14 protein-coding genes are annotated in these 14,864 nt (G+C 64.8%); all 14 read right to left on the bottom strand.

Features of this window, described 5'->3' with window-relative positions:
• Positions 1 to 292: 292 nt before the first annotated feature.
• Complete coding sequence (locus HU735_RS04475; RefSeq protein ID WP_050707418.1) at positions 293 to 1,078, bottom strand: MetQ/NlpA family ABC transporter substrate-binding protein; 786 nt, start codon at positions 1,076 to 1,078, stop codon at positions 293 to 295.
• Between the two features lie 181 nt (positions 1,079 to 1,259).
• Positions 1,260 to 2,207, bottom strand: coding sequence for a sigma 54-interacting transcriptional regulator (locus HU735_RS04470; RefSeq protein ID WP_186712580.1), 948 nt, complete (start codon positions 2,205 to 2,207; stop codon positions 1,260 to 1,262).
• Positions 2,208 to 2,269: 62 nt separating this feature from the next.
• Complete coding sequence (locus HU735_RS04465) at positions 2,270 to 2,851, bottom strand: alpha/beta hydrolase (RefSeq protein ID WP_186712579.1); 582 nt, start codon at positions 2,849 to 2,851, stop codon at positions 2,270 to 2,272.
• Positions 2,852 to 3,087: 236 nt separating this feature from the next.
• Complete coding sequence (locus HU735_RS04460; RefSeq protein WP_028688526.1) at positions 3,088 to 3,489, bottom strand: biopolymer transporter ExbD; 402 nt, start codon at positions 3,487 to 3,489, stop codon at positions 3,088 to 3,090.
• Between the two features lies 1 nt (position 3,490).
• The gene (locus HU735_RS04455; RefSeq protein WP_186712578.1) at positions 3,491 to 4,213 is read right to left on the bottom strand and encodes a MotA/TolQ/ExbB proton channel family protein; all 723 of its coding nucleotides are present in this window, start codon (positions 4,211 to 4,213) and stop codon (positions 3,491 to 3,493) included.
• A 30-nt stretch (positions 4,214 to 4,243) separates the two neighbouring features.
• The gene (locus tag HU735_RS04450) at positions 4,244 to 5,041 is read right to left on the bottom strand and encodes an energy transducer TonB (protein ID WP_186712577.1); all 798 of its coding nucleotides are present in this window, start codon (positions 5,039 to 5,041) and stop codon (positions 4,244 to 4,246) included.
• A 277-nt stretch (positions 5,042 to 5,318) separates the two neighbouring features.
• A complete protein-coding gene (locus HU735_RS04445; RefSeq protein WP_011536261.1) occupies positions 5,319 to 6,308 on the bottom strand; it encodes a sulfate ABC transporter ATP-binding protein in 990 nt (329 codons plus the stop codon).
• 3 nt (positions 6,309 to 6,311) lie between these two features.
• Complete coding sequence (gene cysW, locus HU735_RS04440; protein ID WP_050707422.1) at positions 6,312 to 7,184, bottom strand: sulfate ABC transporter permease subunit CysW; 873 nt, start codon at positions 7,182 to 7,184, stop codon at positions 6,312 to 6,314.
• 12 nt (positions 7,185 to 7,196) lie between these two features.
• Positions 7,197 to 8,015, bottom strand: a complete 819-nt coding sequence (gene cysT, locus HU735_RS04435; protein ID WP_028688531.1) for a sulfate ABC transporter permease subunit CysT — start codon at positions 8,013 to 8,015, stop codon at positions 7,197 to 7,199.
• Between the two features lie 183 nt (positions 8,016 to 8,198).
• Positions 8,199 to 9,206: a sulfate ABC transporter substrate-binding protein gene (locus HU735_RS04430; protein WP_186712576.1), complete on the bottom strand. Its 1,008-nt coding sequence runs from the start codon at positions 9,204 to 9,206 to the stop codon at positions 8,199 to 8,201.
• Positions 9,207 to 9,254: 48 nt separating this feature from the next.
• Positions 9,255 to 9,437 (bottom strand): sulfur starvation response protein OscA, encoded by a 183-nt coding sequence (oscA, locus tag HU735_RS04425; protein WP_016489716.1) that lies wholly within the window; start codon positions 9,435 to 9,437, stop codon positions 9,255 to 9,257.
• A gap of 219 nt (positions 9,438 to 9,656) precedes the next feature.
• Entirely contained in the window at positions 9,657 to 12,710 is a 3,054-nt protein-coding gene (locus HU735_RS04420) for an efflux RND transporter permease subunit (protein WP_186712575.1), read from the bottom strand.
• The gene (locus tag HU735_RS04415; RefSeq protein WP_186712574.1) at positions 12,707 to 13,774 is read right to left on the bottom strand and encodes an efflux RND transporter periplasmic adaptor subunit; all 1,068 of its coding nucleotides are present in this window, start codon (positions 13,772 to 13,774) and stop codon (positions 12,707 to 12,709) included. The genes HU735_RS04420 and HU735_RS04415 overlap by 4 nt, the downstream gene beginning before the upstream one ends.
• Positions 13,771 to 14,859 (bottom strand): efflux RND transporter periplasmic adaptor subunit, encoded by a 1,089-nt coding sequence (locus HU735_RS04410; RefSeq protein WP_186712573.1) that lies wholly within the window; start codon positions 14,857 to 14,859, stop codon positions 13,771 to 13,773. The genes HU735_RS04415 and HU735_RS04410 overlap by 4 nt, the downstream gene beginning before the upstream one ends.
• Positions 14,860 to 14,864: the final 5 nt, after the last annotated feature.

Genomic DNA, 14,864 nt, shown 5'->3' with positions numbered 1-14,864 from the left:
CATGACATGCGGATCTTTCCGAGACTTTCCCCCTCCAAGGGGTCTCAAACTGTGACTTGCACGGCCCATCACATTCAACAAGGAAGACAACGATGAACAGCCCCTGCTTGCCTGCTTCGAATGAACAACTGCTGTGGCTCCTGGCCCTGCGCCGGGCGCTGGCCAGTCAGCGCTGAAGACGCCATCGCGGGGCAAGCCCGCTCCCACGCAGCCTGCCGCCCCCCTCTTCAAGCCAGCCCAAACAAAAACGCCGACGCAAAATGCGTCGGCGTTTTTCGTACCAGGCCGCGTATCAGAACGCCGGCAGTACCGCACCGCTGTACTTCTTCTCGATGAACGCCTTCACTTCCGGGCTGGTCAGCGCCTTGGCCAGCTTCTGGATGGCCTCGCTGTCCTTGTTGTCCGGGCGGGCGACCAGGAAGTTAACGTACGGCGAGTCGCTGCCTTCGATCACCAGGGCGTCCTTGGCCGGGTTCAGGCCGGCTTCCAGGGCGTAGTTGGTGTTGATCATGTCCAGGTCGACCTGGTCCAGCACACGCGGCAGCATGGCCGATTCCAGCTCGCGGAACTTGAGCTTCTTCGGGTTCTCGGCAATGTCTTTCGGCGTGGCCAGGGCGTTCTTCGGGTCTTTCAGAGTGATCAGGCCAGCCTTCTGCAGCAGAAGCAGGGCGCGGCCACTGTTGCTGCCTTCGTTGGGGATGGCGACGGTGGCGCCATCCTTCAGCTCGGCCAGGCTCTTGACCTTCTTCGAGTAGCCACCGAACGGCTCGACATGCACGCCGATCACGGTTTCCAGGTGGGTGCCCTTGCCTTCGTTGAAGTTCTTCAGGTAAGGCAGGGTCTGGAAGTAGTTGGCGTCCAGGCGCTTCTGGTCGACCTGCACGTTGGGCTGGACATAGTCGGTGAAGACCTTGATCTGCAGGTCCACGCCTTCCTTGGCCAGGGTCGGCTTGATCAGTTCGAGGATTTCGGCATGCGGCACGGGCGTGGCGGCGACCACCAGTTTCTCGGCGGCATTGGCCAGGCCAGCGAACGAAAGGGCGGCGGCCAGGGCGGTGGTCAGCAGGGTCTTTTTCATGGTGATCCTTGTTCTAAAGCTGGGCCATCGCAGATGGCGAGTCGGGTGCCCATCCGTTCGGGTGGGCGTGAAACGGACAATACCGAGATTTTTTATTCCGTAACAATATCTTTTGATTAGCTGCTTATTCCAAAAACAAATCGCCATCACGACCTTTGCTTATGAGCGGCCACGCACAGCTCTACGGCGCGGATTTGCCCAATTGCGCCAAGGCTGCGCTCAGCAGCCCGCGCAGGTCGGCCAGGGTTTGCGGCTCCCGACTGGCACCCAGTTGCGCGAGCTGACGGGCCAGGCTGGCCAATGGCGCGGTATCCGGAAGGTCGAGATGCGCGGGAAGGATCTCCTCACCGTCGCTGACCAGCAGGGCGAAGTGGATGACGTTCTCCAGTTCACGGGTATTGCCCGGCCAGGCATGGGCCTCCAGCGCCTGCTGGGCCGCCTCGCTGATCAGGGGCAGCGGCCGATCCAGGCGTACGCTGTAGATACCGACGAAGTACTCGGCCAACGGCAGGATATCGCCGACCCGATCGCGTAATGCCGGCAGCTCGAGTTCACCCTCATGCAGGTAATGGTAAAGCCGCTCGTTGAAGCGACCGGCGCGCACGGCCTGGGCCAGGTCGATGCTGGAAGCGGCCACCAGCCGCACATCGACGGCCTGCGGCTGGGTGGCGCCGACCCGGGTCACCTCGCGGTTTTCCAGGGCCGCCAGCAGCTTGCTCTGGATCGCCAGGGGCAGGTCGGCGATCTCGTCCAGGTACAGCGTGCCGCCGTTGGCCGAGCCGAACCAGCCGGCTCGACTGCTGGCGGTGCCGCCCTGGGTGCCGGCGCTGTAGCCGAACAGCTCGGCATCGGCGTAGGTCGGGCTGATGGCCGCGCAGTTGACCGACACGAACAACCCCCCGCGGTCACTGCCGCGATGGATCTGCCGGGCCAGCAACTCCTTGCCGGTGCCGGTCTCACCACGGATCAACACGGGCAAGGGTTGTGGCGCCAACCGCTCCAGGGTCTGGCGCAGCGCCTGGGAACGCGGATCGACGAACACCAGCGCCTTGGCGCGAATGCTCAGCGGGCTCTTGTCCAGTTCGGGGAAGGTCAGCAACGGCTGGCCGAAAGCAGTGTGAAACGTCATGGAATACTCCCGCCCCGGCCGCAGGCGGCCGGGGATTCGACTCGTTCGATGAAACCAGCGGATCAGGCGCGGCGCAGCGCGCGCTGATCGATACGGGCCTGCAAGCGGTAGAGGTAGGCGAAACCCTGTTCCCAACGCTCATGACCCGACTTGACGTTGATATGCCCGGCGTCGGCCAGCAGCCCAGCCTCGGCGCCCCAGACCTGCGTCAGGTACAGCGCACGCGGCACGCTCACCGCCGGGTCGTTGTCGGAGCTGACCATCTGGCTGGGGAACGGCAAGGCCTGCAGTGGAATCGGCGCGAAATTGCGCAAGGCCGGCGCGCAGGTCGGACGCTCGACATCCGCCGGCGCCACCAGCAATGCGCCACGTACCCGGCGCAGCAGCTCGGGGCTGGCCTGGGCGGCCCAATGGGCGACCGTGATGCAGCCCAGGCTGTGGGCGATGAGAATCACCGGCGAGCGTTCGGCGGCAATCGCCTGCTCCAGCGCCTGGACCCAGTCGCGCCGCTGCGGGGTCAGCCAGTCATGCTGCTCGACCCGGGCGCTGTTGGGCAGGCTACGCTGCCAGTGACTCTGCCAATGGTTGTCTGGCGATCCTTGCCAGCCCGGCACAATCAGGTAACGAATCGACTCATTGCGCATGGGGACGCCTCCGGAAGTTTGCGTGCTTGGGTGCAAGTATAGGGAGGGGGTTATATTCGTAAAGGAATAAGAAGCTATTTATTAATAACCAAAATTCCAGAAAGCAATTGTCTTGCACAGTGCTAAGTCCTACAGGGATCGCGAAAGGCTTCAAATCCGCGTCTCCAATAAAAAAAGGGCCATCCCCTGCCAAGGAAAATGGCCCCTAAGCACTTGCCTGAAGAGGGTATCGCCGGTCAGCGGGCGGTAATCACCGCCAGCTTGCTGATCCCGGCACGTTCGATCGCCGCCATCGCGCGGGCGACCTCGCCGTAATTCACACCATCGTCGGCCTGCAGCTGCACACGCAGCTCGGCGTCCTTGTCCTTGGCAGCCTTGAGGTTGGTCTCCAGCAGGTCGGGCTGGATCTCGTCCTTGTTGATGAACAGCTTGCCGCTGCCGTCGATGCTCACCACCAGCGGGTCCTTCTGCTCCACCGGGGCCACGGCCTCGGTCTTGGGCAGGTTGATCGGGATGGCATTGGTCAGCAACGGCGCGGTGACGATGAACACCACCAACAGCACCAGCATGACGTCCACCAATGGCGTGACGTTGATTTCACTCAACACTTCATCGCTGTCCTGGGTCGAGAAGGCCATGTCAGGAGGCCTCCTTCACAGGTTGGGTGAAGCCGGTGTGCTGGCGTTGCACCGCCGGGTGCACCAGCACGCGGAAGGCACTCTTCTGCGCCAGGCTGTAGAAGTCGTGGGCGAAGTCGTCGAGGTCGGCCGCAGTCAGCTTGAGGCGACGGAGGAAGTAGTTGTAGACCAGCACCGCCGGCACCGCGACGGCGATACCCACGCCGGTGGCGACCAGCGCCGCGCCGATCGGGCCGGCCACGGTTTCCAGGCTCGCCGAGCCCGCCGCGCTGATGCCCTTGAGGGCTTCCATGATGCCCCACACGGTGCCGAACAGGCCGATGAACGGCGAGGTGCTGCCGATACTGGCCACCACTGCCAGGCCGGTTTCCAGCGAACGGCGCTCGCGGACGATCTGCTGGCGCAGGGCGCGTTCCAGGCGGTCCTGATGGTTGATCGTCTGGCTGAGGTCACTGGCCTGGCCAGGCTCGCCGACCGCGATCGCCGCAAAGCCCGCCTGGGCGACACGGGCGGCCGGGCCTGGCAGGTCATGGGCGGGCTCGGCGGCGGAGTCGAGGCTGGACGCGGCCCAGAACTGCTGGTGGAAGCGTTTGTCCTGGTTCTTCAGGCGCACGAACTGCACGACCTTGACCAGGGCCAGTGCCCAGGTGGCGACGGAGAAGCCGACCAGCAGCCAGATGACCGCGCTTTCAACGGATTCGAGGGGAGATGCCAACAAGCTCATGATGAAGTCCTTCCTGTATGCGGTCGCAAGTTAACGAAGCTTGAAATCGATCGGTACGCTGACCCAGCCCACCTGGGCCACGTCGCCCTGCTTGGCCGGGACGAAGCTCCAGCGCTTCACCGCAGCCAGCGCAGCGGCGTCCAGGGCGTCGCGGCCACTGCTCTTCTGGATCTGGATCTGCCCCGGCTTGCCACTGGGCAGCACCTCCACGCGCAGCAGCACGGTGCCTTCCCAGCCGCGGCGCTGGGCCATCTGCGGATACTCCGGCGCCGGGTTCTTCAGGTACGCGGCGTTGGCCGAGGCCGGGGTCACTGGCGCAGGTGCGGGTGGCGCAGGTGCCGGCGCCGGGGGTGTTGGCGCGGCGACCGGTGTTGGCGGTGGCGCCTCGACTGGCTTGGGCTGCGGCTTGGCCACGGGCTTGGGCACTGGCTTGGGTTTGGGGACCGGCTTGGGCGCGGGCCTGGCGGCCAGTTCGTCGACCACCGGTGGTGGTGGTGGCGGCTGGACCACAGGGGCCGGCGGCGGCGGCTCGACCACCGGTGGTGCGGGCGCGGCGAACTCGATGGTCATGGGCGGAATCTTCGGCGGGATGACCGGCAGCTCGGGGGTCGGCTGATGGCTGACCCAGTACGCCGCCGCGCCATGCAGCATCAGCACCAGCAGGCCCAGCACCAGCTTGTCGCGACGCTTGAGGCCGCTGACCGGCGTGCGTTGCAGGCGCAACTGGCCCAGCGGCAGGCGCAGCGTGCGTCCGAGCTCGACCAGGTCACCCGATGCCGGGCGCCATGGCTGGTCGTAGGCCCTGACGGCCGTCTGGACATTGCCCATTGCTAAAACTCCTGGGGTTCTTGATTCAGGTGTGTGGCTGAATCATCGGGCCCAGAGACTTAGCTCATAAAGCAATGTTTAAAGTTAAAGCTAGATCGTTTTGATCTAATTGTTTTACCAAGTTCCTTGCAGGGCCCGGTAGTAAAGGCCTGCAGCCGACCAGTGCTTTTTCGATGCCTGAAGGGCATATGAAAAATGCTCGAATGGCATGCGATTGCGTCCGTTCAGGCAAAAAAAACCCGGGACCATGCCCGGGTTTTCCATCACAAGCGCCGGCTCAGATATCCGCCACCTTTTGCCACACCTTCGGCCGGAAGAACAACGTCTCGCCCCGTGCCAGCCCGGTGAGGCTGTCGTGATCCTTGACCACTTCGGCCTCGATCAGCTCGCTCTGCCCTTCCACCTTCAGCGTGACTCGCGTGGTCGCCCCCAGCGGACGGATATCGCGCACTTCGGCAGCATGATGCCCCTCGGTCTCATGGCGCGACAGCGACACTTCGTGCGGACGGAACAGCACGTGGTGCCCTTCGCTCAGCGCCAGGCGGTTGGAATCGCCAAGGAAGTGGTAGACGAAGTCGTTGGCCGGCTTCTCGTACACCTCGCCCGGCGAGCCGATCTGTTCGATCACGCCCTTGTTCATCACCACGATACGGTCGGCGACTTCCATGGCCTCTTCCTGGTCGTGGGTGACGAACACCGAGGTCAGGTTGATGTCCTCGTGCAGGCGCGCCAGCCAGCGGCGCAGCTCCTTGCGCACCTTGGCATCCAGCGCCCCGAACGGCTCGTCGAGCAGCAGCACCTTGGGCTCCACCGCCAGGGCGCGGGCCAGGGCGATACGCTGGCGCTGGCCGCCGGACAGCTGCTCGGGGTAACGATCGGACAGCCAGTCGAGCTGGACCATGTTCAGCAGTTCATGGACCTTCTCGGCAATCTTGCTCTCGCTCGGGCGCTCGCCCTTGGGCTTCATGCGCAGGCCGAAGGCGACGTTGTCGAACACGCTCATGTGGCGGAACAGCGCGTAGTGCTGGAACACGAAACCAACGTTGCGATCACGCACGTCATGGCCGGACACGTCCTCGCCGTGGAACACGATGCTGCCGTTGTCCGGGGTCTCGAGGCCGGCGATGATGCGCAGCAAGGTGGTCTTGCCGCAGCCGGACGGGCCGAGCAGGGCCACCAGCTCGCCGCTGTGGATATCCAGGTTGATGTTGTCCAGGGCCTGGAAGCTGTTGAAGCGCTTGCTGACGTTACGAACTTCGATCGACATGAATCATTCCTCCGCGGCGCTGTGGCGCAGGCGGTTAATACGGTTCTCGCTCCACTGCTTGAGCAGCAGGATGAAGAGCGCCAGGATCAGCAGCAGGCTGGCCACGCTGAAGGCCGCGACGTGGTTGTACTCGTTGTAGAGGATCTCCACGTGCAGCGGCAAGGTGTTGGTGACGCCGCGGATATGGCCGGACACCACCGACACCGCGCCGAACTCGCCCATGGCCCGGGCGGTGCACAGCACCACGCCGTAGATCAGGCCCCATTTGATGTTCGGCAGGGTGACGTGCCAGAACATCTGCCAGCCGTTGGCGCCCAGCAGGCGCGCCGCCTCCTCTTCCTGGGTGCCCTGCTCCTGCATCAGCGGGATCAGTTCACGGGCGACGAACGGCACGGTGACGAAGATGGTCGCCAGGACAATGCCCGGCAAGGCGAAGACGATCTGGATATCGTGATCCTGCAGCCACGGCCCGAACAGGCCCTGCGCACCGAACATCAGCACGTAGACCAGACCGGCGATCACCGGCGACACCGAAAACGGCAGGTCGATCAGGGTGACCAGGATGCTCTTGCCGCGGAAGCTGTACTTGCTCACGCACCAGGCGGCGGACACGCCGAACACCAGGTTCAACGGCACCGAGATGGCCACCGCCAGCAGGGTGAGCTTGAGCGCGGACAGCGCGTCGGGCTCGAAGATCGCCTCGAAGAACGTGCCGAAGCCGTTCTTCAGCGCCTGCGACACCACGATCACCAGCGGCAGCGCCAGGAACAGCGCGAAAACGATCCAGGCCAGGGTGATCAGCACCCGGCGTGAAGTGGCGCTGCTGCGTCGGGCGGCGTTGGCGGCGGCGGTTGCGCTCATGGGTTGACTAGACATTGCCGGCCTCCTTCAAGGGGTTTCGATGCGCCGCTGCAGCAGGTTGATCAGCAGCAGCAGGATGAAGGAAACCACCAGCATCAGCACGCCGATGGCGGTGGCGCCGGTGTAGTCGTACTGGTCGAGCTTGACCATGATCAGCAACGGCAGGATCTCGGTCTTCATCGGCATGTTGCCGGCGATGAAGATCACCGAACCGTACTCGCCCACGCCCCGGGCGAAGGCCAGGGCGAAGCCGGTCAGCCACGCCGGCAGCAGCGCGGGCGCCAGCACGTGGCGGAACACCTGCAAGGGCTTCGCGCCCAGGCAGGCGGCGGCTTCCTCGACTTCACGCGGGATGTCGGCCAGCACCGGTTGCACCGTGCGCACCACGAACGGCAGGGTGACGAAGGTCAGCGCCAGGGTGATGCCCAGGGGGGTGTAGGCGATCTTGAAGCCGAGGTCGGTGGCGAACTGGCCGACCCAGCCCGCCGGGGCGTACAGGGCAGTCAGGGCGATACCGGCGACGGCGGTGGGCAGGGCGAACGGCAGGTCGATCATCGCGTCGATGACCTTGCGCCCGGGGAAGGTGTAGCGCACCAGCACCCAGGCCAGCAGGGTGCCGATCACACCGTTGATGATGGCGGCGAACAGGGCGGTGCCGAAACTCAGTTTCAGCGCGGCCAGCACCCGTGGTGCGCTGATGATGTTCCAGAACTGCTCCCAGGTGAGCTGCGCGGCATGCACGAACATGGCGGCCAGCGGTATCAGCACGATCAGGCTGAGGTACACCAAGGTGTAGCCCAGCGTCAGCCCGAAGCCGGGTATGACGGGGGAAATGCGACGTGACATAAAGGTCCCTGGTTGAACGCACGAAGCCCGGGAGCGCTCCCGGGCCGGTGCAGGCTACTGAAGGGTGAAACGGTGGTAAGCGTGGGAGCGGGCTTGCCCCGCGATTACGATGGTGGGCTTACCGACGCCATCGCGGGGCAAGCCCGCTCCCACAACATACCCAGACACTGGCGGAACTACCGATCACTGTGCCTGATAGATCTGGTCGAACACCCCACCATCATTGAAGAACTTCGGCTGCGCAGTCTTCCAGCCGCCGAAGTCCTTGTCGATGGTCACCAGGTCCAGTTTCGGGAACTGCTTGCCGAATTCGGCGGCGACCTTGGCGTCACGCGGACGGTAGAAGTTCTCTGCGGCGATCTTCTGGCCAGCCGGGCTGTACAGGTGCTTGAGGTACTCCTCGGCGATCTTTTCGTTGCCCTTCTTCTCGGCGTTCTTGTCGACCACCGCCACCGGTGGCTCGGCCAGGATCGACAGCGAAGGCACGACGATCTCGAACTTGTCGGCGCCGCCGTCTTCCTTCAGCGCGAGGAAGGCCTCGTTTTCCCAGGCCAGCAGCACATCGCCCTGGCCGTTGTTGACGAAGGTGATGGTCGAGCCACGGGCGCCGGTATCGAGCACCGGCACGTGCTTGAACAGCTCCTGCACGTAGGCCTTGGCCTTGTCTTCATTGCCGCCGGTCTTCAGGCCGTAGGCCCAGGCGGCGAGGAAGTTCCAGCGGGCACCGCCGGAGGTTTTCGGGTTGGGAGTGATGACCGAGACATCCTTCTTGATCAGGTCGCCCCAGTCCTTTATGCCTTTCGGGTTGCCCTTGCGCACCAGGAACACGATGGTCGAGGTATACGGCGTGCTGGCGTCCGGCAGGCGCTTCTGCCAGTCCTCCGGCAGGGTCTTGCCGAGCTTGGCGATCTCGTCGATGTCGCCGGCCAGGGCCAAGGTCACTACGTCGGCGCGCAGGCCGTCGATGACCGCGCGCCCCTGCTTGCCCGAACCACCGTGGGACTGCTGGATCTTCACCTTGTCGCCCGGGTGGGCGGCTTGCCAGTGCTTGATGAACTCGGCGTTGTACTGCTGGTACAGCTCGCGGGTCGGGTCATAGGACACGTTCAGCAGTTCGTAGTCCTTGGCGATCGCGGAACCGGCAAAAACGGCACTGGCCAGGGCGGCAAGCGCATAACGGCGGATGGACATGGTGAAGCTCCCGATTGGCATTTTTCTAGTTTTTGAAGTGATGCGGTGTCAGCCGGACTTGTTGCCGGGCTGCTGCAGGCGGAACTTCTCCTTGCGTTCGATCTGCACCACCTGGGCGTTGTGCACGGTGATCTCCACCGCGCCGAAGCGCAGGTCGCGCAACGCGCTCTGGATTTCACGCAGAATGGTGGCTTCGTCCTGACCGTCGATGCTGCGCAGAGATGCACTCATGCTCGTTCTCCTGTGAGTAAGGGTGCCGGGCAGAGGTTTGAAGGGGATTTGCGCCTGGCTTGAAGGCAATACTAGTGAGGCGCGGATATTCTTAAAAATACTGTTTAAGAATGTTTATATAACTGCTTTTACGAATCGTGGGAGCGGGCTAGCCCCGCGATGACATGAATGGATTCACCATCGTCATCGCGGGGCTAGCCCGCTCCCACGAAGTACGTGTCAGGACTCGCGCTTTGGCTCGCGAATCTTGTACCAGGCCACATACAGCGCCGGCAGGAACAGCAGCGTCAGCAGCGTTGCACTGATGATGCCGCCAATCATGGCGTAGGCCATCGGCCCCCAGAACACTTCCCGGGCGATCGGGATCATGCCCAGGCTCGCCGCCGCCGCCGTCAGCAGGATCGGCCGGCGGCGGTGGTTGGTCGCCTCCACCACCGCGTCCCACGGCGAATAGCCCTGCTCTTCGAACTCGTCGATCTGGGTCACCAGGATCACCGAGTTGCGGATGATGATCCCGGCCAGGGCAAGAATCCCGAGGATCGCCACGAAGCCCATCGGCGTGCCGGTGGGCACCAGCGCCAGCACCACGCCGATCAGCCCCAGCGGCGCGACGCTGACCACCAGGAACAGCTTCTGCACGCTGTGCAGCTGGATCATCAGGAAGGTCGCCATCAGGAACAGCATCAGCGGTATGACGTCGGCGATCGGCCCTTGGGCCTTGCTGCTCTCCTCCACCGTACCGCCGGTGGCCACGTCATAGCCCACCGGCAGCTTGCTGGCGAAGTCATCGATGCCGGGCTTGAGTTCGGCCACCAGGTCGGTGGGCTGGATATCACCGACCACCGAGGCCTTGATGGTGATGGTCGGCTTGCGGTCGCGGCGCCATACCAGCGGCTGCTCCTGCTCGTAGCGCACGGTGGCGAAGGCCAGCAGCGGAATCGAGGCGCCGCTGGGCGTGACGATCTGCAGGTTCTGCAAGGTATCCGGCGAGCCGCGCTCGCTGTCCTCGGCGCGGGCCACCACGTTGACCAGGTAGATGTTGTCGTTGACCTGGGTGACCGGCACGCCGCTGACAATGCTGTTCATCACATTGGCCACGTCCTCGGACGACAGGCCCAGCTGGCGTGCCTTGTCCTGGGCGATCTCGATGCGCAGCACCTTACCGGGCTCGTTCCAGTCGTAGATCATCTCGCCGATGTGTTCGTTGCTGTCGAGCAGGGTCGCCAGCTCGATGGCGTGCCTGCGCACCTGGTCGATGTCCTTGCCGCTGACCCGGTACTGGATCGGCCGGCCCACCGGCGGGCCCATTTCCAGCGACTGGACGTTGGTGCCGATGCCGACGAACTCTTCGTGCAGCAGCTTCTGCAGGCGCTGCATCATGCCCTCGCGCTCCTCGAAGCCCTTGCTGACGATCACCAGCTGGGCGTAGTACGGGTTCTGCAATTGCTGGTCGAGGGGCAGGTAGAAGCGGATCGCGCCCTGGCCGATGTAGGTGCTCCAGCGCACCAGGTCCGGGTCGTCCTTGATCCTCGCTTCCAGGCGGTCGACGACCTTGCGCGTCTCTTCGATCGAGGCATTCTGCGGCAGGTTGAGGTCAACCAGGATCTCCGGCCGGTCCGACGATGGGAAGAACTGGTTCTGCACGAAGCGCATGCTGAACATCGACAGGGCGAACAGCAGCACCGTGCCGATGATGGTCAGCCAGCGATGGCGCATGCACCACAGCAGCCCGCCCTCGAACGCCCGGCCGACGCGCCCGGGCTCGGCCTCGTGGGGCTTGAGCTTGCTGCTGCTGAGAATGTGCACGCCCAGCACCGGAGCGAAGAACACTGCCACCACCCAGGACACCAGCAAGGCCACGGCAATCACCGCGAACAGTGTGTAGGTGTACTCGCCCGCGGAACTGGCGTTGAGGCCGATCGGCACGAAACCGGCCACCGTCACCAGGGTGCCGGTGAGCATGGGGAAGGCCGTGGAGGTGTAGGCGAAGGTGGCCGCCTGCTCCTTGGTCTCGCCCATCTCCAGGCGCGTGACCATCACCTCGACGGTGATCATCGCGTCGTCCACCAACAGGCCCAGGGCAATGATCAGCGCACCGAGCGAGATCCGCTGCATGGTGATGTCGCTGTACTCCATGAACACGAACACCATCGCCAGCACCAGCGGGATCGAACAGGCCACCACCAGCCCCGCGCGAATGCCCAGGCTGACGAAGCTCACCGCCAGCACGATCACCACGGCTTCGAACAGCGCGCTGGTGAAGCCGCCGACCGCCTGCTTGACCACCACCGCCTGGTCGGACACATTGTGCACGCCCACGCCCACCGGCAGGTCGCGGACGATGCTGTCCATCCGCGCCTTCAGGGCCGCGCCGAACACCTCGATGTTGGCACCGGCCTTCATGCCGATCGCCAGGCCAATGGCGGTCTGGCCATTGAAGCGGAACATCGGCGACGGCGGGTCGACATAGCCGCGCTCGATATCGGCGATGTCGGCCAAGCGGAAGAACCGGTCATTGATGCGCAGGTTCACCGTCTGCAGGTCCTTCTCCGAGGCGAACTGCCCGGTGGTGCGCACCGAGATGCGCTCGGGCCCGGCCTCGATCACCCCGGCCGGGGTCACCGCGTTCTGCTGCTGCAGGGCCTGCATGGCCTGGCGCTGATCAATGCCCAGCGCGGCCAGCTTGCGGGTGGAAAAGTTCAGGTACAGCACTTCGTCCTGGGTGCCGATCAGCTCGACCTTGCCGATGTTGGGCACCTCGCGCACCTCGGCCCGCGCCACCTCGACATAGTCGCGCAGCTGGCGCAGGGTGAGGCCGTCGGCGGTGAACGCGTAGATCGAGCCGAACACGTCGCCGAACTCATCGTTGAACGCCGGCCCCTGGATGCCTGCGGGGAACTGCCCGCGGATGTCCTGGATCTTCTTGCGCACCTGGTACCAGATCTCGGGGATGTCCTTGGCCTTGGTGGTGTCGCGCAGGTAGACGTAGACCGTGGACTCGCCCGGGCGGGTGTAGCTCTTCACGTAGTCGAGCGAGTCGAGTTCCTCGAGCTTCTTCTCGATGCGGTCGGTGACCTGGTACAGCGTCTCGTCCTGGGTGGCGCCCGGCCAGCGGCTCTGGATGACCATGGTCTTGATGGTGAAGGACGGGTCCTCCTCACGACCAAGGTTGAAGTAGGAAAAGATCCCCATCAGCAGGCCGACGAACATCAGGTACCAGACGAAGGACTGGTGCTTCAGCGCCCACTCCGAGAGGTTGAAGCTTCCTTTCATTGCGCGTCCTCGTCGAAGGTGACCTTCTGGCCGGGCTTGAGGCTGTTCACTCCAGCGGTCACCACGCGCTCGCCGGGCTGCACGCCGGAGGCCAGGACGATGCTGTCGGCGGTTCGCTCGATCAACGCGACCTCGCGGGTGGCCACGGTTTTCTGCTGCGGATCGACCACCCACACCTGGGTCTTGCCATCACGCTCAAGCAGCGCGGTCAGCGGCAACTCGCTGCGCGGGCTCACCGCCGAGGTCAGGGTGACGCTGACCGCGGTGCCCAAGTGGAAGGCATCGGGCGTGCTGGTCAGGGTCAATCGGGCACGGCGGGTACGGGTGGTGGCGTCAGCCTGTGGCTCGAGCTCGCGCAGCGTGGCGGTGGTATTGATGCTCGGGTCGAGCTGCGAAGCGACGGTAAAGGTGAGGTCCTTGTTCAACTGTTCGGCGAGCGGGATCGGCAGGTCGATCACCGCCTCCTTGACGTCCGGGCGGGCCAAGGTGACGACCGCCTGACCGGCGCTGACGGTCTGCCCCGCCTCGGCCTGCCAGGCGGTGACCACTGCCGCATGATCACTGCGCAGGGTGCTGTAGCCGAGCTGGTCGCGGGCCTGGCTGACTGCCGAGCGCGCCTGGTCCAGCGCGGCACCGGTGGTTTTCAGGTCGGTCTGGGCGATGTCCAGCTGGGCCTGGGCGCCGACACCACGGTCGTACAACTGCTGCTGGCGGCGGGCATTGGCCTGGGCATTGATCCATTGCGCCTGGACCTTGGCCAGGTCGCCTTCTGCGGCGCGCAACTGGTTCTGCTGGTCGGTCGGGTCGAGGGTGGCCAGGGTGTCGCCAGGGCTTACCCGGGCGCCGACATCCAGCCAGCGCCGGGCGATGCGTCCGGACACCCGAAACCCCAGGGTGCTTTCGTATCGGGCCTGGATGGCGCCGGCAAAGCGGCCCAGCTGCGACTGGACCTGCGGCTCGACCAGCGTCGACAGCACCGGGCGTATCGCCTCAGGCGGCGCCTCATCGCTCCCGCAGGCCCCCAGCATCAGGCTGACCGACAGTATCAGCATCTGACGTTTCATGGCGCGGCCCCTCCGTCCTTGGCGCTGACCTTCTCGACCTGCATGCCCGGGTGCAGCAGTTGCCCACCGCCCACCACCACGGTCTCGCCGCCCTTGATACCGTCGGCGATCACCACCTTGCCGGTGAGGTAGCGCGCGACCTGGACCTTGCGCAATTCGACCTTGTCGCCCTCGCCCACCACCCACACCGCCGGCTCCTTCAGCGCCTTGGTCAACGCCGACCACGGCAATTCGATGCTGGGCCGGCCCTGGGTGTTGCCAGTGGCCGTGACCGGTGAGCCCAGCTGCATGCCGGCCGGCACGTTGCGCAACGCGACCTTGACCTGCACCGTGCCGCTCTCGGCGGACACCGTCGGGGTGATCTCGCGGACCCGGCCTTCGGCCTTGATCGCCGGGTTGTCCAGCAGGCTGACGACAACGCCCTCGTCGCTGGGGGATTTCACCAGCAGCGATTCGTAGACATTGAACACCGCGTCACGGTCGCCATCGACCGCCAGACTGAAGATCGGCATGGTCGCCTGCACCACCTGGCCAACCTCGGCCTGGCGCGCGGTGATCACCCCATCGGCTTCGGACACCAGCGCCGTGTAGCTCAGCTGCTCGTTGGCATTGGCCAACTGCGCCTGGGCGGCCTTGAGCGCGCTCTGGCTGCTACGCAGCGCGGCTTCGGCGGAATCGTACTCACTCTGGCTGGTGTAGCCCTTGGGCAGGAGCTTCTGCTGGCGCACGAACGCGGCGCTGGTCTGGGTGACCCGCGCCTGCTCGGCGAACACCTCGGCCTTGGCCGAGTCGACGGTGTTCTGCAGGTCCTTGGGATCCAGGCGTGCCAGCACCTGGTTGGCCTTGACGTGGTCGCCGACATCGACGCCGCGGGCGATGATCTTGCCGCCCACACGGAACGACAGGTCGGTCTGCACCCGCGCCTGCACGTCACCGGTCAAGGTGACCCGGGCGGCAAAGTCGGTGGGCTGCACCTGCTGCACCGCGACCCGGGGCAATACCGGGGCGGCCTCCTCCTTGCCACAGCCCGCAAGCGTGAACAGCAGCCCCAGGCAAACAACCATCGGCGGACGCGTTACCGTCATGCAGG

This window comes from Pseudomonas sp. BW16M2 (assembly GCF_014268865.1).
In the GTDB taxonomy this organism is placed as follows: domain Bacteria; phylum Pseudomonadota; class Gammaproteobacteria; order Pseudomonadales; family Pseudomonadaceae; genus Aquipseudomonas; species Aquipseudomonas peradeniyensis.
The sequence above is the reverse complement of the archived record's forward strand: the minus strand, read 5'-3'. Positions and strand labels throughout refer to the sequence as shown.

Excerpts from the sequence above, each read along its gene's own strand:
- HU735_RS04475 (WP_050707418.1), bottom strand. The coding sequence starts at position 1,078 with ATGAAAAAGACCCTGCTGACCACCGCCCTGGCCGCCGCCCTTTCGTTC.
- HU735_RS04470 (WP_186712580.1), bottom strand. The coding sequence starts at position 2,207 with ATGACGTTTCACACTGCTTTCGGCCAGCCGTTGCTGACCTTCCCCGAA.
- HU735_RS04465 (WP_186712579.1), bottom strand. The coding sequence starts at position 2,851 with ATGCGCAATGAGTCGATTCGTTACCTGATTGTGCCGGGCTGGCAAGGA.
- HU735_RS04460 (WP_028688526.1), bottom strand. The coding sequence starts at position 3,489 with ATGGCCTTCTCGACCCAGGACAGCGATGAAGTGTTGAGTGAAATCAAC.
- HU735_RS04455 (WP_186712578.1), bottom strand. The coding sequence starts at position 4,213 with ATGAGCTTGTTGGCATCTCCCCTCGAATCCGTTGAAAGCGCGGTCATC.
- HU735_RS04450 (WP_186712577.1), bottom strand. The coding sequence starts at position 5,041 with ATGGGCAATGTCCAGACGGCCGTCAGGGCCTACGACCAGCCATGGCGC.
- HU735_RS04445 (WP_011536261.1), bottom strand. The coding sequence starts at position 6,308 with ATGTCGATCGAAGTTCGTAACGTCAGCAAGCGCTTCAACAGCTTCCAG.
- cysW (WP_050707422.1), bottom strand. The coding sequence starts at position 7,184 with ATGTCTAGTCAACCCATGAGCGCAACCGCCGCCGCCAACGCCGCCCGA.
- cysT (WP_028688531.1), bottom strand. The coding sequence starts at position 8,015 with ATGTCACGTCGCATTTCCCCCGTCATACCCGGCTTCGGGCTGACGCTG.
- HU735_RS04430 (WP_186712576.1), bottom strand. The coding sequence starts at position 9,206 with ATGTCCATCCGCCGTTATGCGCTTGCCGCCCTGGCCAGTGCCGTTTTT.
- oscA (WP_016489716.1), bottom strand. The coding sequence starts at position 9,437 with ATGAGTGCATCTCTGCGCAGCATCGACGGTCAGGACGAAGCCACCATT.
- HU735_RS04420 (WP_186712575.1), bottom strand. The coding sequence starts at position 12,710 with ATGAAAGGAAGCTTCAACCTCTCGGAGTGGGCGCTGAAGCACCAGTCC.
- HU735_RS04415 (WP_186712574.1), bottom strand. The coding sequence starts at position 13,774 with ATGAAACGTCAGATGCTGATACTGTCGGTCAGCCTGATGCTGGGGGCC.
- HU735_RS04410 (WP_186712573.1), bottom strand. The coding sequence starts at position 14,859 with ATGACGGTAACGCGTCCGCCGATGGTTGTTTGCCTGGGGCTGCTGTTC.